This is a genomic window from Paraburkholderia sediminicola, assembly GCF_046026855.1.
GTDB lineage: Bacteria > Pseudomonadota > Gammaproteobacteria > Burkholderiales > Burkholderiaceae > Paraburkholderia > Paraburkholderia sediminicola_A.
Map to the genome: position 1 here is coordinate 196,031 of NZ_JAQQET010000013.1, position 24,655 is coordinate 220,685.

The following is a 24,655-nucleotide window of genomic DNA, read 5'->3' on the forward strand; positions in this document are numbered from 1 at the left end:
GCGATCACGTGCCCTCTGAGCGGCAACAGACGGACAAGACGCACGCAACGCATTGAACATGAGACGGCAAGCCGGCTCACCGATGTGTCGCGCGCGCCGACGCGAGCGGCCGTTCAACCCTGACCGATAGGTAGATAGACCATGCTGAAGAAACTTCTGGCGGGATGGCTGGGGCTGACGCTGATGGTCATGTCTTCGTTTGCTTGCGCGGAGCCTGCGCACTACAAGATCGTCACTGGTCCGGAACGGGGCACCTATATTCAGTTCGGCCAGGATCTTTCGAAATGGGTCGCGCAGCCGGCGGGCATCGACCTGGAAGTAATGGCGTCGAAGGGTTCCGCTGAAAACGTGCAGCGCATGCGCTTCGAGCCGGGTGTGAAGCTCGCTCTGGTGCAATCCGACGTGTACCAGGCCTACATCGATATGGCCAACGCGGGCAATGCCGATGCAGGCACGGCGATCCGGCCGCTACGGCTCATCATGCCGCTCTACGACGAGGAAATTAACGTCGTGGTGCGCGCGGACTCGCCGATGAAAACCTTCGCCGACATCAAGGACAAGAGCATCAGCGTGGGTCTGATCGGCAGCGGCACAGCTCAGTCCGCCACGACCCTCTATCACCTGATGTTCGGACAGGCGATTCCCGAGCAGAACATCCAGCATCTGAGTAACGAAGACGCGCTGGCCGCGTTGATCGTCAAGAAGGTGGACGTTGCGATCATCGTGGTCGGGCAGCCGGCGAAACTGTTCAACGACATGAACCCAGAACTGTTGCAACAGATCCGCCCTCTGAGGGTCGATCCCAACGCACCCGAAACCGCCCGCGCGAAACAGACATATTTTCCCGCGACGCTCCGCGCGACCAGCTACCCGAACTGGTTGAAAGAAGACGTTCCCACGTTGACCGTGAAGGCCTTTCTCGTCACCTACGATTACGGCCTGCGCGATACCGTCGGCAATCTGAATCATTTTGCCGACTCACTGTGCGCCAACTTCGACAATCTGCAGGAGCACGGGCATCCGAAGTGGAAGCAGGTGAAACTCGAATTGCCGACGCTCGTGCACGGATGGAAATACTACGGCCCGGTGGAGAAACATTTGCGCGCGTGCCTCGCGAACAAGAGTGCGGCGATCAGCGCGACGGCGGCGCAAGCCGCGCAAAAACCGCGCTCCACCTGCACGGATCAGGAGCGCCTGCTTCTGCTGTGCAAGTAAGCTTGCGCGCACGGTGAGAAGCGCGCGCTCAGGCGTGCTCCTTCGATGCGGCCGACACGTCCATTGCCCGTTGCAGCGCCTCGTACACCTTCGGCCGATTGCATTGCGACACGTTAAAGCGCAGGAAGCCGGTTGCCGACTGCGACGCACTGAACACATTGCCCGGCGCGAACACCACACTCTCGGCTAACGCGTGACGCGCGATATCGGCGGCATCGAGCGCATCCGGCAGGCGCGCCCACACAAAAATTCCGGCGCGTGGCCGCGTCCACACTTCAAGACCGGCATAGCCCAGCCGCCTGATCGTCTCGCCCATGGCGTCCGCGAGTTTCGCGCGCATCGATTCCAGATGCCGCCGGTACGTGCCGTCCACCAGCAGGCGATGCACCACGCTCGCCGCGAGCTGGCCATTGCCGAACGAGGTGGCCAGCTTCAGATCGACCAGCGGCTCGATCCATTCGCTGCGCGCCGCGATGTAGCCGCAGCGTACCGCCGCGGATAAGGTTTTCGAAAAGCTGCCGATCGAGACCACCCGCGCGAGACCGTCGAACGCCGCAAGACGCGGCGCGGGTTCGTCTTCGAAGTCGGCGAAGATATCGTCCTCGACAATCAGCAGATTGTGCTCGCCCGCTAGTTTCAGCAGCCGGTGCGCAATGGCCGGCGCAAGCGTGGCGCCGGTCGGATTGTGGATCGCGGAATTGGTCACGTAGAGCCGCGGGCGGTGCTCGATCAGCGCCCGCTCGAATGCCGCCAGATCGGGCCCGGACGGCGTATAAGGCACACCGACAATGCGGGCGCGATGCGCGCGCAGCAGCGCCTGAAAGTTGAAATAGCACGGATCGTCGATCAGAACCGTGTCACCAGGTTCGAGCAGGAACCGGCAGACGAGATCGAGCGCGTGCGTGCCACCGTCGGTCAGCACGATCTGCTCGGGCGGCGCTTCCACACCGTGCTGCGCGAGCCGCCACGCGAGTTGCTGTCGCAGCGCGGGCAGACCGCGCGGACTAGCGTATTCAGCAAGCGGCGCCTCCGGATCGCGCGCCACGGCACGCAACGCGCGGCGCACGCCGTCTTCCGGCAGCCATGAGGGCGGCATCCAGCCGCAGCCGGGTTTGAACACCTTCGCACCGGCCTCAAGCGACTGCCGTGTGAGCCACAACGGATCGACCTCGCGATCCAGCCGCGGCCCGAGATCGGCGAGCGCGAGCGGCGGCGCATGGCCGGACACGAAAAAGCCGGAACCGCGCCGCGCCACGATCACGCCTTCCGCAACCAGCCGGTCGTACGCTTCCACCACGGTCGACTTCGACACGCCGAGCGTCTCGGTCATCATGCGGATCGACGGCACGCGCGCGCCCGGCGTCAGCGAACGGCGCGCGATGCGTTCGCGCAAACTGTCCATTACCGTGCCGACACGTGTGCCGGTTTGCATGCCTGGGGCCACCCGATTGCTATCGCTCTCCGCCATCTGTACTGCTCCATGTTCGGCACAGTTTGTACGAATTGTACTGATTCATAGCTTACCCTTTGCGGCCTGAAAGCGCATGCTGTGGGTTCCATTTTCAATGCGCATGGACTCTTTCGATGGATAAGACAACAAACGGCTGGGTGAGCGGCATGGTGGGTGTGTTGATTTTCAGCGGCTCGCTACCCGCCACGCGTATCGCCGTACAAGGTCTCGATCCGGTGTTCCTGACGGTGGCCCGCGCGACCATCGCGGGCACGCTGGGTCTGCTGCTTCTGCTCGTATTCCGCCAGGCGCGGCCCGCCAGGCGCGACCTCATCCCGCTGGTGGTGGTCGCGCTCGGCGTAGTGGTCGGCTTTCCGCTCCTGACCGCCCTCGCGCTGCGCCACGTCAACGCCGCGCACGCCGTGGTGTTCGTCGGACTCCTGCCGCTGGCCACCGCGATCTTCGGCGTGCTGCGCGGCGGCGAGCGCCCACAGCCGGCGTTCTGGCTGTTCTCGGCGCTCGGCAGCGGCGCGGTGGTCGCGTTCGCCTTGCGCCACGGCATCGACGCGTCACCGGTCGGCGATGCGCTGATGCTGGCGGCGATTGTCGTCTGCGGCCTGGGTTATGCCGAAGGCGCGCGGCTGTCACGCCATCTCGGCGGCTGGCAGGTGATTTCGTGGGCGCTGGTGCTGTCGTTGCCGGTGATGCTGCCGCTCGCCTGGTGGACGCGGCCCGCATCGTTTGAAGGCGTGAGCCACGCCGCGCTGTGGGGGCTCGCGTACGTGTCGCTCTTCAGCATGCTGATCGGTTTCGTGTTCTGGTATCGCGGGTTGGCGCTCGGCGGCATCGCCGGTGTCGGGCAGTTGCAGTTGCTGCAGCCGTTCTTCGGCCTGCTGCTCGCCGGTTTGCTGCTGCACGAAGAGGTGCCCCCCGCGATGATCCTGGTGACCGTCGTGGTGGTGGCGTGCGTGGCGGGCGCGCGACACTTTTCGCGAACGGCGTCGGCCCGGCCGGCAGCCTGACCAGGCCCTCACCCGCACGGGCGCGCCCTGATTTTTAGGATCGTGCGGGGTCGGCTCGCGGTCGACTATGTCATCATCCTGGTGATCGACCCACCACCCGCTCCGCGCCGCAACTACGATGCCGACCGCTTTTGCACAAACCGTCGAAGCCCGCTTTGCCGAACTCACGCCCACCTCCAAGCGTGTCGCCAGCTACATGCTGGCGAATCTCGACCGGCTCGGCCTCGAAAACGCCGATCAGATCGCCCAGCAAGCCGGCACCAGCGGCATCTCGGTGGGCCGCTTCTTGCGCAGCATCGGCTACCAGAATCTCGATGACCTGAAGCGCGAACTGCGCGGCGCGCAGGAACGCCCGTGGCTGATCACCGACCGCCTCGACGCATTTCGCCGCGCCTCCGGCCAACACGACGAAGCCGCACCCACCGCAAGCGGACCCAACGCTTCCAGTTCCGCCCCCAACCCGGCTCTCACCCACTCGCTCGAACTCGAAATCGGTGCGATCCAGCATGTCTACCAGCTTGCGCAATCGCCGGTGTTCGCCCGTGTGGCCGAACGCATCTCGAATGCTGACGCCGTCTATATCCTCGGCATTCAGTCCACGCGCGGCATCAGCAACGCGTTTTACAGCTACCTTGAATACATCCGCCCGCGCGTGTTCTATTCCGACGGCATGTCGGGCTCATATGTCGATTCGCTGAACTCCGAGTTCAAGTCACCGTATCTGATCATCACCGATACGCGCGCCTACTCGTCGGTTGCGCGCCGTTATTGCGAAGCCGCCACGCGCCGTGGCCTGCCCTTCGCGCTCGTCACCGATATTTACTGTCCTTGGGCGCGCGAATTCGACGGCGATCTTTTACAGGTGAAAACCGATGTCGGTCAGTTCTGGGATTCGCTGGCGCCGCTCACGTGCCTGTTCAACCTGCTGATGTCGGCGATTGTCGAACGGCTCGGCCCGGGCATCGACGAACGCGTTGCACGCAATCGCGAACTGCAAAGCGAATTCGACCAGTTCGACCTTTGAAGCCGCTTTCCCGATAGGCCACGTGATTGACGATCGGCTCCCCGGGGCGCGCCACGCCACGCATGGCAAGCGCATGCTGCTACGCGGCGCAATGCACAGGTGATCCCGCATAAACCGCTCGCCGCGCTCGATGCCGTGCGTTGATCGCGTCAGGATGCTGTCGTCGCAGCCGCCTCGCCGCCAAGATAAGCGTCGCGGATCCGCTCATCGCCGAGCAGCGATTCTGCCGTGCCTTCAAGCACGACGCGCCCGGTCTGCAACACGTAGCCATAATGCGCGATCTCCAGCGCAAGGCTGGCGTTCTGCTCGACCATGAAGAACGTCACGCCTTGCCGGTTGATCGTGTCGATCAGCTCCAGCACTTTATCGACGTACAGCGGCGACAAACCCATGGTGGGTTCGTCCATGCAGATCAGTTTCGGCCGGCTCATCAGCGCACGCGCCATGGCCAGCATCTGCTGCTCGCCGCCGGAGAGCGTGCCGGCCTTTTGCGTCAGGCGCTCCTTCACGCGTGGGAAAAGGCCCAACACGCGCTCGTAGTCTTCGTCGATGGAAACACGGTCGCGCCGCGTATAGGCGCCCATCAGCAGATTTTCACGCACTGTCATGTCGCCGAACAGCCTTCGCGCTTCAGGCACCGAACCGACGCCGCGCCGCACGATCTGCGGCGTGCTGAGGCCCGTGATCGCCTCGCCTTCGAACGTTATGCTGCCGGCACGCGGCTTGTGCAGACCGAGAATCAGCTTCATCGTGGTCGATTTGCCGCTCGCGTTACCGCCGAGCAAACTCACGATCTGCCCGTGCCGTACCTGGAAGTTGACATCGAAATGCACCTGGACGGGGCCGTAAAACGTTTCGATATGTTCGAGTTTCAGTAGAGCGTCACTCATTGTCGAGGTTCCAGAAGTTCAGGCCGCGACGCGCACGGTCGCCGCGCCGCCGACATTGCGATGACCCAGATATGCCTCGATCACACGTGGATCGTTGCGCACGTCACGCGGCAACCCTTCGGCAATTTTCCCGCCGTTGTCGAGCACGATCACGCGATCCGATAGCCGCATCACCATGTCGAGCTTGTGTTCGATCAGCAGGATGGTCAGCCCGCGCGCTTTCAGTTGCTGAATCAGCACCAGCATTTCGGCGGTTTCGGACTCGTTCATGCCAGCCGTCGGCTCGTCGAGCAACAGGATGCGCGGATGCAAGGCGAGCGCGCGAGCAATCTCGACGCGCCGCCGGTTCGCATACGAAAGGCTATGCGCCGGATGATCGATGCGCGGCGTCAGGCGCTCGCCAAACCCCGCGATGATCTCGCGCACTTCGTCGCGCAACGCCGCGTCTTCACGACGGATCGAAGCCGGCCCGATGAGCGCGCGCGCCACTTCGGCAACCGCGCCGACAATCGGCCAACCCGTGCGAGTGGCGCGCAAACGCGCGTGAGCACCGATCAACACGTTGTCGAGCACGCTCAGGTTGCCAAACACCCGGCCATGTTGAAACGTGCGCGCCAGCCCGAGCGCGGCGAGTTTTTCCGGCCGCACGCCGGTAATGTCGCGGCCATCGAATTGCACACGGCCCGCGTCTGGCGTATCGAGCCCGGTGATCAGGTTGAACAGCGTCGACTTGCCCGCGCCGTTCGGCCCGATCACACTCACGAGTTCGCCTTCCGGGATCGAAAGATCGACCCCGTTCACCGCGGTCAGTCCGCCGAAGCGCCGCGTCACGCCGCGCACCTCGAGAAGAATCTGTGTCATGTGCGCTCCGTCATACCGTGCCCAGCAAACCCTGCGGCCGGAATCGCACCAGCAGCAGCAACACCAGGCCGTAGATCAGCATCCGATAATCGGCGGCCCAGCGGAAAATCTCCGGCAAGCCGATCAGCGCCACCGCGCCGACGATGCCGCCCAGCACGTTGCCGAGGCCACCGAGAATCACCATCGTCAAGGCGAGGATGGACACTTGCGAGTCGAAGGTCTGGTTGTTGATGTAGCTATACAGATGCGCCGCGATCCCGCCGCTGATGCCGGCGGCCAGCCCACCGAACGCGAACGCGATCGCCTTGTAGCGGTTCGGGCGGATGCCGTGCGAGCGCGCAGCGACCTCGTCTTCGCGAATCGCGCGCAAAGTGCGGCCCAGATGCGAGCCCAGCAGCCGCGTTTGCAGCAACGCCAGCACGATCAGCACGCCCAGCGCAAACCAGTAGATCGCACGAGCACTGTCCGGCGTCCAGCCGAACACCGACAGCGGCGCAATGCCCGCGATGCCGAGCGGGCCACGCGTCAGGCTGTCCCAGTTGAGGATCACGAGGCTCACTACTTCGCCGATACCGAGCGTCGCAATCGACACATAGTGCCCGCGCAAACGGAATGCCGGATAGACCAGCAGCGTGCCAAGTGCGGCGGTGATCAGACCGGCGCAAAAAATCGTCACGACCGGTGACCAGCCGAGATTCGTCGACAGTAACGCAGATGCGTACGCGCCGATCACCAGCAGCGCGGCATGGCCGAGCGAAATCTGTCCCACGGTGCCCGCCACCAGCGTCAGGCTCAACGCCAGCATTCCGTACAGCCAGGCATTGGTGAGTGTTTGCAGGAGATAGGACGAACTGGCAACGAACGGCAGCGCAATCGCAGCCAGCGTCAGTGCAATCACCACGGCGCGCGGCACCTTCACCGCCTTGCCGGCGGACAGGAACGTGCCGGTCATCGGCTCGGGCGGCAAACGGCGGCTGCCGCTAAAGAGTCCGTTGGGACGCCACACCAGAAACAGCAATAGCAGGACGAACGCGAACAGATCGCGGTAACTGGTGCCGAAGATCGCCACCCCATAGCTCTCGACCAGACCCAGCAGCAGGCTGCCGACAATCGCGCCCGGCACATTGCCCAATCCGCCGATCAGCAACGCCACCACGCCCTTGAGCGTGGCCTGAAAGCCCATCGCCGGATCGATGCTGTTGTAGTACATGCCGACCAGCAAGCCGCTCACGCCGCCAAGCGCGCACGCGATCGCAAACACCGCCTGATTCACACCGTTGACGTTCACGCCCATCTGCTGCGCCGCGTCCCGGTCCTGCGCCGTTGCGCGTACCGCCCAACCGAGCCGCGTGAAACGCAAAAACACATAGAGCACGGCAGCAGCCGTCACGCCGATGCCGGCAATCAGCAGATCCAGCGAGCCGATCGTCGCGCCGCCAAGACGGAAGTGCCAATCGGGCAGCGTGCTCGGCACGGCTCGCGGATCGGCGCCGAATAGCAACTGCGCGCATTGATCGAGCACGAAGCTGATACCGATCGTCGCGAGCAACGGCGCGATGCGCGCCGCGCCCTGCAGCGGCCGCAAGCCGATACGCTCGATCGCGATGCCCAGCAGCCCGCAGCCGAGCACCACCGCCAGCAAGGCCAGCGGCAACGGCAAACCGAGCCGCGTCAGACACAACCAGCCGATGAAGCTGCCGATCATGTACACCGAGCCGTGCGCGAAGTTGATCAGATGCGACACGCCGAAGATCAGCGCGAGGCCGACCGCCAGCAATGCATAGATATTGCCGACGATCAGTCCGTTGATCGTGTAGTCGAGCCATGAGGCCATAGCAATCAGATCCGGTGAGAAGCAGACACGTGAGCGTTGCTTTTGCGTTGCGCAGGTGTTATTTCGAAGCGACCAGCGGCTTCGCACCGTCCCATTGTGTGAACTGGTTGTCCTTGACGACCAGGTACACGCTGCGCGCGCCGGCCACGCGGCGCGTCTGCGGGTCGAACTGCACCTTGCCGAAGATCAGGCTCGGCACATCCTTGATCTGCTTCAGACCGTCATGTACCGCCTGACGGGTCACGCCATAGCGACGCATGACCTCCGCCGAGACGATCATCGCGTCATAAGCACGCGCGGCGAACGTATCGGGCTCGCCGCTGTACTTCGCGCGATAACGCTGCACGAAGTCCTGCACTTCAGGCCGCTTGTCGCCGGGGAAGAAATTCGATTCGGTGAATACGCCGTTCACGGCCTCGCCGCCCAGTTCGAGAAACTTCGGCGAATAGATGGAGCCCACTGCCGCAATCGGTTGCGTCAATCCTGACGAGCGCGCCTGGCGCACGATCTGCGCGCCGTCCGCGTAGTACGAGATCAGCACGAGCGAGTCGGGCTTCGCTTCGTTCACGCGCACCAGCGTCGCGCGGAAGTCTTTCTCCGTCGGCTGATAGCCTTCCGCCGCGACGACCTGCGCGCCATCCTGCGCGGCGGCTTTCGAGAAAATGTCCTTGCTGGTGCGGCCCCAGTCGGTATTCAGATAAAGCACGGCAATGCGCTTGAAGCCGAGTTCTTTCGCCGCGTAATGCGCGAGCAGCGGTTGTTCTTCGGCCTGGCTGAGCGCCGTGCTCCACATGTAGTCGCCGCCCTTGGTGAAATCAGGGTGCGAATTGGTGAAGCCGAATTGCACGAGTTGTCCGCGTTGATAAATCGGCGAGGCCGCCATTGAGGTCGTGCTCGACAGGTCACCCAACTCCAGCAGAATGCGCGGATCGCCGACGAACTTCTGCGCGATCGACACGGCCTGGCGTGGATCACCACGGCTGTCCTCGAAGTCGTAGGCAAGCGGACGGCCCTTGATGCCGCCCTGGCTGTTGATCTGCTCCAACGCGAGATCGAAGCCGCGCTTCCACTGCGTGCCGTATTGCGCGTCCTGTCCAGTAAGCGGCCCACTCACGCCGATCAGATACGGCTCGCCCGCCGCGGCGCCGGCATAGGCCGGCGAGGTTACTGCGATGCCCACCACGGCGGCGAGCACCGGCAGCGTTTTTAGCCAGCGTGACCAGCTGGTCCGCGATGATTTCGATACGTGCTTCATGTTTGCCCCGACTCTCATCTTCAAAGTGGGGCCATGTAACCACGGTGAATTCCGGCGAACCAACGAAGTTTTGGGAATATGGTTATCACGTTGGAGCGCATGCCTCTGCTTGCGCAAGACGAAGCCATGCGCCCATGTTCACCCTCATCCGCAAACACGCTGAAGCATCTCATTGATGCAATTGATTTTTTTCTCTTTCGAAACGCACCGCATGGAACAGAACCTGAGACGCCACGCGCTCGTCCGCCGATCCGCTTCGCATTTTTTCGGCTGTCGATATCGGAATTGATTATATAAATCCCGTATTCAGACGACCCTACAATGCGCAGACCGAATTGCCAGGGCCAGCCATGGAGCTGCATCAACTCGAAGCGTTTTCGGCGGTCATGTCCGCCGGCAGCATCACCGGTGCGGGGCGTTTACTCGAGCGCTCGCAGCCCGCCGTCACGCGTCAGATTCAGGAGCTCGAAGCGGATCTCGGCTATGCCCTCTTCAATCGCAATGGTCCGCGTGTCACGCCGACGCATCGCGCGTTTCTGCTTTACGAAGAAGTCGAGCGTTCGCTAATCGGACTGAAGACCATCGAGCAACGGGCGCGCGCCATCGGTCTCGGCGAAGCGGAACCGCTGCGCGTGGCGGCCACGCCCGCGCTGGCGGCGTCAATCGTGCCGCCAGCCATCGCCGCGCTGCCGCCGCTCGGCCATGCATCGCAATTCCAGTTACGCAGTTTGTCGGCCGAACACGTCGTGCATGAAGTACTGACCCGTTCCGCGGATATCGGCCTGGTCACGCTGCCGATCGGCCATGCGGGACTCGACATTCACTGGATAGCTGAGGCGCCCTGCGTGGCGCTCGTGCAAAGCGGCGATCCGCTCGCCTCGCAGCCGTACATCGCGCTGCGCGATCTGGCGACCCGGCGCATCGTTACCGTGGCGAACCGGTTTCGACTGCGGCATCGGATCGACGCGGCGTTCGCGGCCGCGCGTATTTCCGCTGATGTGTTCCTCGAAACCAACGCATCGTTAAATGCGGTGATGGCCGCCCGGGCGGGTGCCGGAGTCGCGATCGTGGATCCGGCAACGGGTCTCGGCCTGTCGATCGAAGGCGTAACGGCGCGGCCACTCGACTGTGCGATTCCGTTCTTCTTCGGCGTTGTGACGCCGGCGGGCAAACCGCGCCGCGCCGCCGTCGACGCGTTGCTGCAAGCCATCGAACACGCGACGCGCGAACTGCTCGAAGGCGTGGTGCTGCATCCCGCCCAGCAACACGATGCGCTACTACAGCGCGAAACGCGCGTCCCCCGTGCACGCACCAAACATCTGGAACACACCGCATGAATCGCCTTGCCGCACTCGAAGCCCGCTTGCGTGAAGATCTGCGCTGGCTGGAATTGCCCGCGCCCTCATGGGTCCCGCCGCGTTTCGCCGATGCTGAACGCGTGCTCGATGTCGCGGTGATCGGCGGCGGCATGGCGGGGCTCGCCGCGGCGGCAGAACTGCGCTGGCTCGGCATCGACAATCTGCGGGTGTTTGACCGCGCGCCATCCGGACACGAAGGTCCGTGGGTATCGTTCGCGCGCATGGAAACGCTGCGCTCGCCCAAGCAGCTCACGGGGCCCGCCTTGCGCATGCCGGCCCTCACGTTCCGCGCGTGGTACGAAGCGCAATTCGGCAGCGCCGCATGGGATGCGCTCTACAAGATTCCGCGAACACAGTGGATGGACTATTTGCGCTGGTATCGCCACGTGCTCGATCTGCCGGTGCATAACGACACCACGCTGACCTCGCTTCGGCCGCACGACGACGGCCTGCTAGCGCTCGATCTCGCTGAAGCAGGCGCGCAGCGCACGGTGCTCGCGCGGCATGTCGTGCTCGCCACCGGACGCGACGGTTTGGGCGGTCCCTTTGTACCGGCTATCGCCAACACGGTTGCGCCCCGCTACTGGGCGCACTCCGCGGATGCAATCGACTTCGCCGCATTGGCCGGCAAGCGCGTCGGTGTCGTCGGCGCGGGTGCGTCTGCCTTCGACAATGCCGCGACCGCACTCGAAGCAGGTGCGGCCAGTGTCGATCTGTTTATCCGCCGCGACGATATTCCGCGTGTGAACAAGCTGACGGGCATCGGCAATCCGGGCCTCGTGCACGGTTTCGCCGATCTCGACGATGCTTCCAGATGGCGCTTCCTGCACTACGCGCAGACTGAACAAACACCCCCGCCGCGCGACAGCGTGCTGCGAGTTTCCCGCCATAACGGTGCATGCTTTCACGTCGGCAGCCCGATCGTTGCGCTCGACGAACTCCACGGTTCGCTCGCGGTGACAACGCCGAAAGGCCGTTACGCGGTGGACTTTCTGATCTTCGCGACCGGCTTTCATTCGGATCTCTCCACGCGTTCCGAATTCGCGCCGTTCGCGCGCTACGTGCGGCGCTGGAAAGATCGCTATCAAGCAGACCCGTCGCTGCCTTCACACGAACTGGCCGAATCACCGGATCTCGGTGCCGCATTCGCGTTTCAGGAACGCGAACGCGGCACATGTGCGGCGCTGACGCAGATCCATTGCTTCAATCATGCAGCGAGCCTCAGTCATGGAAAGCTGTCCGGCGACATCCCGGCGATCAGCGACGGCGCACAGCGTCTTGCGCGTGGCATCGCGAGCCGTCTGTTCGACGCGGATCGTGAGCGGCACTACGAGGCACTCCTCGCCTTCAATACGGCGGAGCTGCAAGGCAATGAATGGACCGATGCGGATGCGTCGTCCGGCACTTCGCGCGCTCACCTGCAAGCAGAAAACACCGCTGAAAACACTGATTAACCCGCCGGAGCAGACATGACCGACCTCGCATCACCCAACCAGCCGTCCGCGCCCTCAGACGCGAATGGCGCAGACATCATCGACACCGTCGACGCTCTCGCCGGCCTGCAAACCGGCAGCCCGCTCGCCGCGATCCGTCATGCCCGCGACAAAGTCGCGCTGCACACACAGCGCAGCGAAGATGCATTGTTCGATCCCGCGTTGCCCGATCTCTCCTTGCAGGAGCGTTTGTCTGCAGCGTGGTATGCCGCGCGCCTTTCGCGGGCCGACGATCTCGCCGACGCCTACACCGCCAGGCTCATCGCCGCCGGCGCACAACCGGTTACGCTCGATTCAATCGAAGCGGGCACGCTCGACCCCGCCACCGACGCGCGCCTGATCGCGATCCTCTCGCACGTCAAGCTGCTGACACTCGCGCCTGTCGATGCACGCCCCGAACATCTGCTGACGCTGCAGCAGGCCGGTATCACGACGCGCGGTATCGTCGCGTTGTCGCAACTGATTGCGTTCGTCACCTATCAGTTGCGTGTCGTAGTGGGCCTGAAGGCACTGCGCGCCGCCCAGGAGGCAGCATGAGTCATGTGAATACCAGTGCGTTGCCGGTTGACCGGTTCAACGGCTTCACCTTCGATACGCTCGGCTGGCGCGCATGGCTCGACACGGTCAGCCTCGGCGGCGCCACACTCGAGCAGATCGCCGTGCTCGAAGAGAGCCATCCTAAAGCCAAGACCTCCGACTACTATCTGCTGCTGGTCCAGCAGGCGGAAATCCTGCGGCAGCGCTCCGGGGTTTTCAACGCGATCATGTATGCGCCAGGCGGCCTGCCGCGCGCCGAACGCGAGCTCGCCAGCACCGTGGTGTCGCGTGTGAACGGCTGCGTGTATTGCGCTTCGGTGCACGCGCAACGATTCGGCCAGCTCGCGAAGCGGACCGACGCGATCGAGCAGGTGTTCGAAGACCCCTTGACCGCAGGCACCACGGAGCACGAGCGAGCGATCATCCGGTACGCGATCGAACTGACCGAACGCCCTGAAAATGTCGACGCAGCCGCCATCAAACGGCTCGAAGCACATGGCCTGACGCACGCGGAAATCCTCGACCTGACTCACGCTATTGCGATCTTCGCGTGGGCCAATCGGCTGATGCTCACGCTTGGCGAACCCGTGTTTCCTGCCGCGGACGCCTGATCCTGAAGCACGCCAGTCAATGTGTCCGGCAGCCCCCTGGTATTCGAGCTTGACGAATCAGTGCTTGCGGCCATGCCCGTCTGAGCGCGCCGGGGGAACAGCAAGCCGCATTGCGGTATTCTCACCGGCTCGTTAAGAAGGAGGATGGATTCATGAAGTTTTCGATTTGCCTCGCAGTTGCCGCCCTAACGCTGTCCGCCGGTGCTTACGCGCAAACCTCGCAGACCTTCCGTTTCGGCGAAGGCCAAAGCTCGCTGCCGTCCGGCAATGCCCATCCGGCACCCGCGCCGGGCGCACAGGCCCAGCCGCAGCAGTCGCCGCAAGCCCAGCCTGCCGAGCACGCGCCGGCCAAGGCCAAACCGAAGCACAAGAGCAAGCATCACCGGCATTACCGCGGACACGTGACACAGCCTGATACGTACTCGCATAACTGATCCCCGGAACGCATGCCGCGCGGATGCGTGCTGGCGACGAAAATCCGTAGCGCCCGGCCCAGCCGCATGGCCGGGCGTTCCACGCCAGGCCGGGCGTTCCACGCCAGGTCTGGCGTACGCCAGTCACCTGTAGATACGCTGATACCGCCTATAGAACGTAGCGATTTTTGACTCGCTTCAAATTCGCGCGCGCGGCGGGCATAGTAAAACGTATTCTCAGACCTACCGGCCACGACAGGAACACGTATGAGCACCACCCGTCCCGCACCCTCCACGGCCCATTCAGCCGACTCAGCCGCCACGCTGCCGCCCACCGCGCCCGTCATCCGCGACGCCGCCGAAGCCGATCTGCCCGCGATTCAGGCGATCTACGCGCACCACGTGCTGACCGGGGTCGCTTCGTTCGAAGAAATTCCGCCTTCCGTCGACGACCTGCGCACGCGCCTCGCATCGGTGCGCAGCCACGGGCTGCCGTACATGGTGGCGGAGATCGACGGCGAGGTCGCCGGCTATTGTTACGCCACGCCCTACCGGCCGCGCGTCGCCTATCGCCATACGATCGAGGATTCGATCTACATCGGCGACGCGTATCGCGGGCGAGGCCTGGGACGCGCGCTATTGCAGGCGCTGATCGAACGCTGCGAAACCGGCCCCTGGCGGCAGATGGTCGCCGTCATCGCCGACGGCGGCAGCGGCGGTTCACTGTCGCTGCATACGCAACTGGGTTTCGAATTGACCGGCACGTTGAAGGCGGTCGGCTTCAAGCATGGCCGGTGGCTCGACACCACGCTGATGCAGCGGACCTTGGGCGCAGGCGATTCATCCTTACCGGACGATGTGGCGCAGGGACACGACTGAAGCGCTGCGCGGCGCGTTAAAATCCCCCCATGCCCAAACCGCCGCCCTCCTTTTCGCCCGCGCCCGACGACTCGAACGTCCCGGCAAGCGCCGTGCCGCGCAATGAATACACCGTCGACGAACTCGCGCGGGTCACTGACACCACCGTGCGCAACGTACGCGCGTATCAGGATCGCGGCCTGCTCGAGCCGCCGGAAAAGCGCGGCCGCGTGGGCGTGTATGACGACACGCACGTGTCGCGCCTCAAGCTGATCAACCACCTGCTGACGCGCGGCTACACGCTCGCGAACATCCAGGACCTGATCATGGCCGTCGATGAAGGCCACGATCTGCGTTCGATCCTCGGCCTTGAAACCGCAATCGGCGGCCGCTGGTCGCGCGAACGGCCGAAAAAATACTCGCTGATCGAACTGCTGCAATTGTTCGGCAATAAAGCATCCCCGAGCGCGCTCGGCAAAGCCGTCGATCTCGGTTTGCTGGAGCGCGACGGCCTTTCGTTCGTGTCGGGCAACCCTACGGCGCTGACCGCCGGCGCCGCCCTGGCGAAGGAAGGCATTCCACTCACCGACCTGCTCGATGCCGTGGGTACCGCGAGGCCGCACTTCAATGCGGTCGCCAAGGCGCTGGTCGATCTGGTGGTGCGTCAACTGGACCGCTACGACGCCGACGCGCTGCCACCGCCTGCCGACGTGCCCGCCCTGGTCGAAGCGATCTGGCGTGTGCGGCCGCTGGCAATGGTGCTGGTTGAAAGTGAAATGAACCGCGCGCTTGAAGAAGCTTCCGGCGATTATCTCGGCGACCGCGTTGCGGCGATCATGGAAAAGAAGCTGGGCCATCCGCCTGAAGGCACAACGGCGGAGCGCGCTGCCGCAAAGAAAGAAAAACCTAAAAAATAGCGCCGCGCGCGTCATATTCAAATCTGCATTGCTTCGTTTGCCCGGCGGGACGTCCATGCGACGATCTTCGACCAATCGAACGCAATGGAGATTCGCCGGATGGCCCGTCATACCCGTTTTTTGCTTTCAATCGCCGCCGCATTGCTGGCGGCATTCACGACATTGGGCGCAAGCGCGCAAAGCAGCGGCACCGGCGCCGCCCAGGAGCCTGCCAAGGTACTGCGCATCGGCTATCAGAAATCAGGCTTGCTCGCGATCCTGAAAGCGCAAGGCTCGCTCGACGACAAGCTCAAACCGCTTGGCTACAGCATCAAATGGTTCGAATTTCCGGCCGGCCCGCAACTGCTTGAAGCACTGAATGCGAACAGCGTCGACTTCGGCTACACCGGCGCGCCGCCGCCGGTGTTCGCGCAGGCCGGTGGCGTACGCTTCGTGTACGTCGGCGCGGAGCCGTCCGGACGTCATGCCGAAGCCATTCTGGTCCGAAGCGATTCGACGCTGCATAGCGTGGCGGAATTGAAAGGCAAGCGTGTCGCGCTGCAGAAGGGTTCGAGCTCGAACTATCTGCTGCTTGAAGCGCTGAAAAAAGCCGGCGTGCGTTACGAAGACATTCAGCCGGTGTATCTGGCGCCCGCCGATGCGCGCGCCGCCTTCGAAAGCGGCACCGTCGACGCCTGGGTGATCTGGGATCCGTATTACGCCGCCGCGCAACAGGCGCTGAAGGCTCGCACGCTGGTCGATTATTCGGACCTCAACGCCCCCTATAACTTCTACGAGGCCACACGCGACTTCGCGCAGCAGCATCCGGACGTGATCGGCGCGATTCTCGGCCAGTTGCGCACCGCCGGCCTGTGGGTCAACGACCATCCGGCAGAAACCGCCGCGCTGATCGCGCCGAAGGTCGGTCTGGATCAGAAGCTGGTCGAAACCTGGGTGCGCCGCTATCCGTACGGCACCAGCACCGTGACCGACGAGATCGTGCGCTCGCAGCAGGTGGTCGCCGACGCGTTTTACGGCGCCCATCTGATTCCGCAGAAAGTGACCGTGAAGGACAACGTCTGGCAAAACCGCGCGGTTACAGCGGCGCTGGCGGCGAAATGAAGCGGCACTGAGTATCCAGTGAGGCGAAAAACGGCGGACCTGCGGGTCCGCTTTTTTATGCCTGACGCCGGCAGTCTTTTTTCACATAGTGAAAAATCATGCAGCCATTCTTAGAGCGGAGGGTCTAACAGCCCGCTTGCGTCATCCGTTGACAGCCTCTATTGTTACATCAACCAATGTAACAGTCAAAAGCGAACAAAACGGAGACGGATCGGATGAACGCACGCATGATGCCCCTCGACGACGCGGCGCCCGACGCACCGGCGCCCGACGCATCCACGCCCATCGATACCGATATCGCCATCATCGGCTCCGGCTTTGCCGGCCTTGGGATGGCGATCCGGCTGCGGCAAGCCGGCATGACCGACTTCATCATTGCCGAAAAGGCTGAGTCGGTGGGCGGCACCTGGCGCGACAACCACTATCCCGGTTGTGCCTGCGACGTGCAATCGCACGTCTATTCGTTCTCCTTCGCCCCAAATCCGCGCTGGACCCGCATGTTCGCGCGCCAGCCGGAAATTCGCGCTTATCTGGAAGCGTGCACGCAACGCTTCGGCGTTCAGCGTCATCTGCGCTTCGGCCATGAGCTGGCGAGCGCGATCTACGACGAAACCCGCCACCGCTGGCAACTGACGTTCGCGAACGGTCAGCAATGGTCGGCGCGCGTGCTGATCTCGGGGATGGGCGGGCTGTCGCGCGCGGCCATGCCGAACATTCCCGGCATCGAGAAATTCAAGGGTAAAGCGTTCCACTCACAGCACTGGGACCATACCTATTCGTTCGAAGGCAAACGCGTCGCGGTGATCGGCACCGGTGCGAGCGCGATTCAGTTCGTGCCGCAGATCGCGCCGCGCGTCTCGCATCTGAACCTGTTCCAGCGCACGCCGCCGTGGATCATGCCGAAGGCCGACCGCGCGGTGAAGCCGTTCGAACAGTGGCTGTTCAGGCATCTGCCGTTCACGCAGAAGATCATGCGTTCGGCACTCTACTGCATGCTCGAATCACGCGCCCTCGGTTTCGCGGTTCATCCTTCGCTCATGAAGACCGCGCAGAAAGTCGCGGAGCGTCATCTGCGCCGCCAGGTGCCCGATCCGCAGCTGCGCGCCACGCTCACGCCGAACTACACGATGGGCTGCAAGCGCATTCTGATCTCGAACGACTACTTCCCCGCGCTGTCGCGCCAGAACGTGTCGGTGACGACCACCGGCATCGCTCGCGTGGAAGAAGACGCGGTGATCACGACCGACGGCGCGCGCCATCCGGCCGACTGCCTGATCTTCGGCACCGGCTTCCAGGTGGCCGACCCGTTTCCGGCGGGCGTGGTGCGCGGGCGTGGCGGCGTCGATATCGTCGATACGTGGCGCAATGGCGCGCATGCGTATCTCGGCACGACACTGCCCGGTTATCCGAACTTCTTCATGATCGTCGGCCCGAACACCGGTCTCGGTCATAACTCGATGGTGTTCATGATCGAATCGCAAGTCGAATACGTCCTGCGCGCATTGAAGACGATGAAGACCGAACGCGCCGATGCGATCGAAGTGCGCCCGCAGGTGGAGCGTGCCTACAACGAACAGATCCAGCAGAAACTCGGCCGTGCGATCTGGTCGACGGGCGGCTGCAAGAGCTGGTATCTCGATCCGAAGACCGGCAAGAACACAACGCTGTGGCCAGGATTCGCCTACAAATTCCGCCAGGCCACCAGCACCTTCAGCATGGACGATTACCTCGCGTATTCGCCCGCCGTGCAGCCGCTGAGCGGGCATGCCGACACGCAGCCGCCTGTCCATGCTCACGGCAACGCGGCCACGACATCCGCGGAAGCAACCTGAAAAAGCACAACCAAAAAGAGCGCAACGACAAGGCACCGTTCAGAGAGGACAGGAGATAAGCCATGAAAAACTTCACCGACAGAGTGGCCGCGATTACCGGCGCAGGCTCAGGCATGGGCCGTTCACTCGCGATCCGGCTGGCACGCGAAGGCTGCCACCTCGCGCTCGCCGACCGCAACGCCACGAGCCTCGAAGAAACCGCGCAACTCGCGCAGGCGGCCGCGCCGCATATCGTGGGCTCGCCGCTGCGCATCACCACGCGTGTGCTCGACGTGTCGGACCGCGCCGCGATGTTCGACTGGGCCGCCGAAACGGCCGCGCAGCATCAACGGGTGAACCTCGTGTTCAACAACGCGGGCGTCGCACTGTCCAGCACCATCGAAGGAATGGAGTACGCCGATCTGGAGTGGATCGTCGGCATCAATTTCTGGGGCGTGGTGCACGGCACGAAGGCGTTTCTGCCGTATATCAAGGCCTCCGGTGCGGGACACATCATCAATACGTCGAGCGTGTTCGGCCTGTTCTCGCAGCCCGGCATGAGCGGCTACAACGCGACCAAATTCGCCGTGCGCGGCTTTACCGAAGCGTTGCGCCAGGAACTCGATCTGATGAAGTGCGGCGTGTCGGCGACTTGCGTGCACCCGGGCGGCATTCGCACAGGCATCGCACAGTCGAGCCGCATCTCGTCGAACATGGTCGGCTTCATGCTGGAAACCGAACAGCAAGGCAAGGACGACTTCGAGAAGTTTTTCATCACCACCGCCGACGAAGCCGCACGCGTGATTCTCGACGGCGTGCGCAAGAACAAACGGCGTGTGTTGATCGGCCGTGATGCGCGCGCCGCCGACTGGATGGCGCGTACGTTGCCGGCGGCGTATCAGGCGCTGGTCGTGATGCAGACGCGCCGCATGAAACGCATTGCGGAAAAGCGCGCGCGCCGTGCCGCGCAAATGGACGGCCGTCGCGCGTGATGCGCGGACCGACACGTAACGCGATGCATAACACCCGATCAGCACAATCAGCAGCACATAAAAGATCACAAGGAGCAAGGCCATGATGCCGGTTCGCCGCGACCTCCGTTTCAACTTACCGCCCGAACGTGCCTCCGATTGGCACGTGCAGGGCTCGCATGTGACACACTTCTTCAACGCGCTTTCGCTGCTATTCCCAGCCGGCGAGCGTTTCTTCATGGATAGCGTGCGCAACTACCGCGACCAGATCGACGACCCTGTGCTGAAGAAGCAGGTGCTCGGCTTTATCGGCCAGGAAGCGATGCATACGCGCGAGCACATCGAATACAACGATCTGCTGCAGGAAGCCGGTTTGCCCGCGCACAAGCTCGACAAGCGGCTGTGGGCGATTCTCAACTTCGGCCGCAAGATCCTGCCGCATTCGTATCAACTCGCGGTGACGGTCTGCCTCGAGCATTACACGGCGATGCTGGCGGGTTTGCTGCTGGAGGACGCATCGCGTATCGAAGGTTCGGTTGAAGGCTATGCGCAGATGTGGACCTGGCATGCGCTCGAAGAAACCGAACACAAGTCGGTTTCGTACGACGTGTGGAATGCGGTGGTTAAACCCGGCCTCGGACGCTATCTGCTGCGCACCAGCACGATGCTCGCCACTACCCTGACCTTCTGGCTGATCGTGTTCGACTTCCACGTGCGTCTGCTAATCGCTGATCGCAAACGCGGCGGCCATATCCGCGGCATGTGGCGCGTCGTGAAGTATCTGTACAGCCCGCGTCACGGCGTGTTTCCGCGTATCGCCGGCGAATGGCTGAGCTTTTTCCGCCCGGGCTTCCATCCGTGGGATCACGACAATCGCGCGCAACTGTCGCGTATCGACGGCCTCGTCGCCGCAGTCGACGCCTCCAACGCGGCCACGCCGAGCGCACGCAAAGCCGCGCGACGCGGCGTGCAGGCGGCCGCGTGATACGCGACACGCTGTCGGTCGAGGCCGGCGACGTGCGGCTCGCGGTCTACGTGAGTGGGCCGCGCGACGCGCCACCGATCGTGCTGGTGCACGGTTATCCGGATTCGGCGGCAGTGTGGGAACCGGTGCGCGCGCAACTCGACGCGCGCTATCGCGTGATCAGCTATGACGTGCGCGGCGCGGGGGCATCCGGCGCGCCGGCGGCGCGCGCGGCTTACCGGCTCGAACGGTTGGCCGCCGATCTCGCGGCCGTCGCCGATGCAACGTGCGGCGCGCGGCCGTTTCACCTTGTTGGCCACGACTGGGGTTCGATTCAAAGCTGGGAAGCAGTCACCGATCCTGCCTTCAAAGGCCGCATTGCCTCGTACACGTCGATCTCCGGGCCGTGCCTCGATCACGCGTCGTTCGGCTTACGCGGCGGCGCTGGCGCCGATCCTGCGGAACAATCCAGAGCGCCTCAGGCAGCAAAGCGCCCATTCGGCAGCGGTCTGCGGCAGACACTCAAATCCTGGTACATCTTCTTCTTTCACCTGCCATTGCTGCCGGAACTGGTGTGGCGCGCGGGCGGCGCACGCATGTGGCCGTTATGGCTGCGCCTGACCGAAAGCGTGCGCCCTGAACGCGATCCTGCGCAAACGCGCAACGCGATCAACGGCCTGAATCTCTACCGCGCCAATTTCATCGACAAGTTGCTGCACCCGCGCGCGCGCCATGCGCAGGCACCGGTGCAATTCATCGTGCCACTGCGCGATCGCTACGTCGGGCCCGAGCTTTCCCTTGGGCTCGAAGGCTGGCTCGGCGCATATGATCGCACCGAAATCGATGCCGGCCATTGGGTCATATTGCGCGAACCCGAGCGCATCGCGGCAGGCATCGAACGCTTTGTCGAACAGCATCGGGCTGGCGGCCCCGGCATCCCGACGATCAACGCCCGCGCGGCAGGCGTGTGAACAGCGTCGGATAGTCGATCACGAGGCCGTCTTCATCCACTGTCAGGTCCGCAGTGAAATTGCGAAAGATGCCCTCGTAGCGATACACGCGATTCAACTCGATGCACGAATACGCCTGCTCGGCGCGCGTGACCTGCAAATCCGGCGTCGAAATATAGGCTACGGAAATCGGCTCGCGCGCGCCCTCGGCCAGTTGCAAACGGCGGATCGGCAGCGTGTTCGTATAGGGCGTGGCGGCGATATCGATATCGATGCAGCCTTCAATCGCGCTCAGTACGCGCCCGTGGCCATCGTGCCAATGGCCGGCGCCGTCGCCGTGCAATTCCAGCTCCCCGCCGCCGACGATCTTCAGCCACGCATACGTGGTGCGCCATTGCGCGTCGCAGCGCACCTGATAGTGCAGGCCATACGCTTTGCCGTAGCGCTGCCCGACCAGGGCGCTCTCCACCGCAAAGCCGTCCGCGCGCGCCTCGAACACCAGATGTTCAATGCCGTCGTCCTCTTCCGATGCCCATCGTAATTCACGCATCCGCCTGTCTCCTTGTGAAACGGCACAGCCAGCGTGCCGGGTTCCTATCGTAGCGCGAAAGCTTTCGGTTCGCCGACAGGTTGTTTTTCGGCCTTTCGGTCAGGGGCGCTATGGTGCGCGTGTGTCGCAAATAGCCACTATCAACGCCCGGCAATGCCTGGCGGGGGGCAAGTGGCCTATGCTCGCGGGTCACACTCAACCTGACCCGCCGCGCACGCCTGGCTTGCACGCGGCAAAGTCGCGCCGTATCGAATTCACCGTCCCCAAACCATGCCCGCAGCCGCAACCGAAGCACAATCCGCCGCCTTGCGCACCTTGTTGCGCAGCCTCGGCCAGATCGTGCTGCAACCGAACGCTTTCACCGGCGCGTGCCTGCTCGCCGCATGGCTGCTATGCGATCCGCGCCTCGCATGCGCGGCGCTGATGGGCGCGATCGCAGCCAACGTAAGCGCAGTGCTGGCCGGCTATCGCGAGGATGCGACCCGCGCCGGCCTGCATGGCTTTAACGGCGCGCTGGCCGGTCTCGCTGCGTTCAGCTTCATCGCCGACAATGCAACAGCCGCCGCCGTGGCGATTCTGGCCGCGACGGGCGCCGCGTGGCTGCTGGAACCGTGGTCGCGCTGGTTACGTGCACGGGATCTCGGGTTTTTCTCGAGCCCCTGCCTGATCGTTACGTGGTTTTGGTTACCGCTGGTGACACGAGTTTCCCAGCAAACAGCTTTCACCGCTGAGCACACGCTCGACGCCACGCAATTGAGCAGCGGCTTACTCGCCGGGTTCGCACAAACCGGCTTTGCGTCCGGCGCGTTACCGGGTTTGCTCGTCCTGATCGGAATCGCCGCGGCGTCACGCCGGCACGCGCTGTGGGCGTTGGTCGGCGCAAGCCTCGCGAGCGCCGTGCACCTGCAGTTCGGCGCAAGTGCAAGCTCGTTCGAAGCAGGCCTGTTAGGATTCAACGGTGCGCTGAGCGCGATCGCGCTGGCCGATTGCGGCATCGCGGTGACGCTCGGCGGTGTTGCACTTTCGGTCGCGTTGCAAACGGCGGCCACTTACTATGCGCTGCCGGCTATGACGGCACCGTTCGTACTCGCGACGTGGAGCATGCAGTGGTTCACTCGACGGTTTATGCGTGACGCAGCAGTGTCCGAAGCGGCGGAATGCATCGAAGCCCGGGGGCCCGTCACGTCACCGGCATCGATTACGTCAGCGGCTTCGGTCAGGCGCGCGGGTTAGCGCCATGGGTTTGGCGCCGCAGGTTCAAGCCGCAGGTTTATCCCCCAGACCCCGGCCGCCGTCACGGCCCACCAGACAATTTCAGGAGACAGACATGTCGTTCACCCACACGCCCGCCGGCCGCGTCGCCGAGGCGGGGCCGATGTCCGACGCCGAACAACAGACCCGCATCGACCTGGCCGCCGCCTATCGCCTCGCGGCACTCAATGGCTGGGACGACCTGATCTACACGCATATCTCAGCCAGTGTTCCCGGTGAACCCGGCCACTTTCTGATCAATCCGTTTGGTCTCGCGTTCGATGAAGTGTGTGCGTCGAATCTGGTGAAGATCGATATCGAAGGCAACATCGTCGGCACGAGCGAGCATCCCGTCAACGCGACGGGCTTCGCACTGCACGCCGCCGTGCACGCGGCACGCCCCGATGCCTTCTGCGTGATGCATTTGCACAATACGGCGGGCGTGGCGGTTTCCGCTCAACCGGCCGGCTTGCTGCCGGCGTCGCAACATGCGCTGCGCTTTTACGGCCACCTCGCCTATCACGATTACGAAGGCCTCGCCTTTACGCCGACTGAGGGCGAACGCCTCGTCGCGCATCTCGCCGGCAAACCGGCCATGCTGTTGCGCAACCACGGCACACTGACTGCCGGCCGCACTGTCGCCGAGGCCTATGTGCTCATGGCAACGCTGATCAAGGCCTGCGAAATCCAGTTGCAGGCGCAAGCATGCGGCAGCGAGCTCGTCGTGCCAGGCAATGCAATCGCCGCACGCACCGCCGACCAACTATACGACGGCGGTGCGATCGAAGGCACACTGGAATGGCCGGCGTTGCTGCGCAAGCTCGACCGGTTCGATCGCACGTACCGCGATTAAATTTATTTCCCAATGTCACCCATCACGGAGTCATGCAATGCCCACGTTTCATATCGAACTCTTCGAAGGCCGCTCGCTGGAACAGAAACGCCAGTTCGTCGAAGCCATCACCAAAGCGACCTGCGAATCGCTCGGCGTCGAACCGAACTCGGTGGACATTATCCTCACCGACGTCAAACGCGAAAACTGGGCAACGGGTGGGCGTTTATGGTCTGAAGCGTAGGCTTGAACGCCGGCGCGTGCGCTGCGCGCATTGCGCGCGCAGCCGGTACTTCTGAGTAGACGCGTATCGGATACGCGTCGCCGTGGGCGGGGGGGCCGGCGCCCGGCCCCGCCGGCAAGCGCCGGGAATGGGGGGGGTGGCCCCACCCCCCCCCCCCCGGGGGCGGGGGGGGGGGGGGGGTTTTTTTATTTTTCCGTTTTTTTCCCACCCCCGGGTGGGGGGGGCGCCCCCAACCCCCCCCCC

24 protein-coding genes are annotated in these 24,655 nt (G+C 63.7%); 18 read left to right on the forward strand and 6 right to left on the reverse strand.

Translation table 11 applies throughout. From position 1 onward, the window contains the following. The first annotated feature begins 141 nt into the window (after positions 1 to 141). The gene (locus PQR40_RS16735) at positions 142 to 1,215 is read left to right on the forward strand and encodes a TAXI family TRAP transporter solute-binding subunit (RefSeq protein WP_408509425.1); all 1,074 of its coding nucleotides are present in this window, start codon (positions 142 to 144) and stop codon (positions 1,213 to 1,215) included. 28 nt (positions 1,216 to 1,243) lie between these two features. Here PQR40_RS16735 and PQR40_RS16740 read toward each other — a convergent pair whose 3' ends face one another. Then, positions 1,244 to 2,683: an aminotransferase-like domain-containing protein gene (locus PQR40_RS16740; protein WP_408230203.1), complete on the reverse strand. Its 1,440-nt coding sequence runs from the start codon at positions 2,681 to 2,683 to the stop codon at positions 1,244 to 1,246. Positions 2,684 to 2,799: 116 nt separating this feature from the next. Here PQR40_RS16740 and PQR40_RS16745 point away from each other — a divergent pair, with 116 nt between their 5' ends. Together PQR40_RS16745 and sapR are read left to right on the forward strand one after the other, a co-directional pair. Next, positions 2,800 to 3,687 carry a DMT family transporter gene (locus PQR40_RS16745; RefSeq protein ID WP_408338689.1) on the forward strand — a complete coding sequence of 296 codons (888 nt, stop codon included), beginning with the start codon at positions 2,800 to 2,802 and terminating at the stop codon, positions 3,685 to 3,687. A gap of 118 nt (positions 3,688 to 3,805) precedes the next feature. Continuing rightward, a complete protein-coding gene (sapR, locus tag PQR40_RS16750; RefSeq protein WP_408230197.1) occupies positions 3,806 to 4,711 on the forward strand; it encodes a sap1 transcriptional regulator SapR in 906 nt (301 codons plus the stop codon). Between the two features lie 149 nt (positions 4,712 to 4,860). Here the strand turns inward: sapR and PQR40_RS16755 are convergent, their stop codons facing one another. The 4 genes from PQR40_RS16755 to PQR40_RS16770 are packed head-to-tail and all read right to left on the reverse strand — an operon-like array spanning position 4,861 to position 9,551. Next, positions 4,861 to 5,601: an ABC transporter ATP-binding protein gene (locus PQR40_RS16755; protein WP_408230194.1), complete on the reverse strand. Its 741-nt coding sequence runs from the start codon at positions 5,599 to 5,601 to the stop codon at positions 4,861 to 4,863. An 18-nt stretch (positions 5,602 to 5,619) separates the two neighbouring features. Then, positions 5,620 to 6,462, reverse strand: a complete 843-nt coding sequence (locus tag PQR40_RS16760; protein ID WP_408230191.1) for an ABC transporter ATP-binding protein — start codon at positions 6,460 to 6,462, stop codon at positions 5,620 to 5,622. A gap of 10 nt (positions 6,463 to 6,472) precedes the next feature. Then, complete coding sequence (locus tag PQR40_RS16765) at positions 6,473 to 8,296, reverse strand: ABC transporter permease (RefSeq protein ID WP_408509426.1); 1,824 nt, start codon at positions 8,294 to 8,296, stop codon at positions 6,473 to 6,475. A 58-nt stretch (positions 8,297 to 8,354) separates the two neighbouring features. Next, positions 8,355 to 9,551, reverse strand: a complete 1,197-nt coding sequence (locus PQR40_RS16770) for an ABC transporter substrate-binding protein (RefSeq protein ID WP_408230185.1) — start codon at positions 9,549 to 9,551, stop codon at positions 8,355 to 8,357. Positions 9,552 to 9,901: 350 nt separating this feature from the next. Between PQR40_RS16770 and PQR40_RS16775 the strand changes: the two genes are divergently transcribed. The 12 genes from PQR40_RS16775 (at position 9,902) to PQR40_RS16830 (ending at position 21,556) form a co-directional block, all read left to right on the forward strand. Continuing rightward, positions 9,902 to 10,888 carry a LysR family transcriptional regulator gene (locus PQR40_RS16775; RefSeq protein ID WP_408230182.1) on the forward strand — a complete coding sequence of 329 codons (987 nt, stop codon included), beginning with the start codon at positions 9,902 to 9,904 and terminating at the stop codon, positions 10,886 to 10,888. Beyond that, on the forward strand, positions 10,885 to 12,363 hold the full coding sequence (locus PQR40_RS16780; RefSeq protein ID WP_408509427.1) for an NAD(P)-binding domain-containing protein: 1,479 nt from the start codon (positions 10,885 to 10,887) through the stop codon (positions 12,361 to 12,363). The genes PQR40_RS16775 and PQR40_RS16780 overlap by 4 nt, the downstream gene beginning before the upstream one ends. A gap of 15 nt (positions 12,364 to 12,378) precedes the next feature. Then, on the forward strand, positions 12,379 to 12,939 hold the full coding sequence (locus PQR40_RS16785; RefSeq protein ID WP_408509428.1) for a CMD domain protein: 561 nt from the start codon (positions 12,379 to 12,381) through the stop codon (positions 12,937 to 12,939). Continuing rightward, positions 12,936 to 13,550 (forward strand): peroxidase-related enzyme, encoded by a 615-nt coding sequence (locus PQR40_RS16790; RefSeq protein WP_408230173.1) that lies wholly within the window; start codon positions 12,936 to 12,938, stop codon positions 13,548 to 13,550. Before PQR40_RS16785 ends, PQR40_RS16790 begins: the two co-directional genes overlap by 4 nt. Positions 13,551 to 13,702: 152 nt before the next feature. Continuing rightward, complete coding sequence (locus PQR40_RS16795; protein ID WP_408230170.1) at positions 13,703 to 13,984, forward strand: hypothetical protein; 282 nt, start codon at positions 13,703 to 13,705, stop codon at positions 13,982 to 13,984. A gap of 246 nt (positions 13,985 to 14,230) precedes the next feature. Then, on the forward strand, positions 14,231 to 14,842 hold the full coding sequence (locus PQR40_RS16800) for a GNAT family N-acetyltransferase (protein ID WP_408230167.1): 612 nt from the start codon (positions 14,231 to 14,233) through the stop codon (positions 14,840 to 14,842). 29 nt (positions 14,843 to 14,871) lie between these two features. Then, positions 14,872 to 15,738, forward strand: coding sequence for a MerR family transcriptional regulator (locus PQR40_RS16805; protein WP_408338703.1), 867 nt, complete (start codon positions 14,872 to 14,874; stop codon positions 15,736 to 15,738). A gap of 99 nt (positions 15,739 to 15,837) precedes the next feature. After that, positions 15,838 to 16,839, forward strand: coding sequence for a sulfonate ABC transporter substrate-binding protein (locus tag PQR40_RS16810; RefSeq protein ID WP_408338705.1), 1,002 nt, complete (start codon positions 15,838 to 15,840; stop codon positions 16,837 to 16,839). 215 nt (positions 16,840 to 17,054) lie between these two features. Continuing rightward, entirely contained in the window at positions 17,055 to 18,671 is a 1,617-nt protein-coding gene (locus PQR40_RS16815; RefSeq protein ID WP_408509429.1) for a flavin-containing monooxygenase, read from the forward strand. Positions 18,672 to 18,733: 62 nt separating this feature from the next. Next, positions 18,734 to 19,642, forward strand: a complete 909-nt coding sequence (locus PQR40_RS16820) for an SDR family NAD(P)-dependent oxidoreductase (RefSeq protein WP_408230156.1) — start codon at positions 18,734 to 18,736, stop codon at positions 19,640 to 19,642. Between the two features lie 82 nt (positions 19,643 to 19,724). Then, the gene (locus PQR40_RS16825; RefSeq protein WP_408509430.1) at positions 19,725 to 20,606 is read left to right on the forward strand and encodes a metal-dependent hydrolase; all 882 of its coding nucleotides are present in this window, start codon (positions 19,725 to 19,727) and stop codon (positions 20,604 to 20,606) included. After that, the gene (locus tag PQR40_RS16830; RefSeq protein ID WP_408509431.1) at positions 20,603 to 21,556 is read left to right on the forward strand and encodes an alpha/beta fold hydrolase; all 954 of its coding nucleotides are present in this window, start codon (positions 20,603 to 20,605) and stop codon (positions 21,554 to 21,556) included. The genes PQR40_RS16825 and PQR40_RS16830 overlap by 4 nt, the downstream gene beginning before the upstream one ends. Here PQR40_RS16830 and PQR40_RS16835 read toward each other — a convergent pair. Further along, positions 21,531 to 22,085 (reverse strand): putative glycolipid-binding domain-containing protein, encoded by a 555-nt coding sequence (locus PQR40_RS16835; RefSeq protein ID WP_408230147.1) that lies wholly within the window; start codon positions 22,083 to 22,085, stop codon positions 21,531 to 21,533. The two genes, PQR40_RS16830 and PQR40_RS16835, sit on opposite strands and share 26 nt — an antisense overlap. Positions 22,086 to 22,355: 270 nt before the next feature. Between PQR40_RS16835 and PQR40_RS16840 the strand changes: the two genes are divergently transcribed. From PQR40_RS16840 to PQR40_RS16850, 3 genes are all read left to right on the forward strand, one after another. After that, entirely contained in the window at positions 22,356 to 23,318 is a 963-nt protein-coding gene (locus PQR40_RS16840; RefSeq protein ID WP_408509432.1) for an urea transporter, read from the forward strand. A gap of 94 nt (positions 23,319 to 23,412) precedes the next feature. Further along, on the forward strand, positions 23,413 to 24,189 hold the full coding sequence (locus PQR40_RS16845; protein WP_408388949.1) for a class II aldolase/adducin family protein: 777 nt from the start codon (positions 23,413 to 23,415) through the stop codon (positions 24,187 to 24,189). Next, positions 24,071 to 24,412 carry a 4-oxalocrotonate tautomerase gene (locus PQR40_RS16850; RefSeq protein WP_408509433.1) on the forward strand — a complete coding sequence of 114 codons (342 nt, stop codon included), beginning with the start codon at positions 24,071 to 24,073 and terminating at the stop codon, positions 24,410 to 24,412. The genes PQR40_RS16845 and PQR40_RS16850 overlap by 119 nt, the downstream gene beginning before the upstream one ends. Positions 24,413 to 24,655 lie beyond the last annotated feature (243 nt).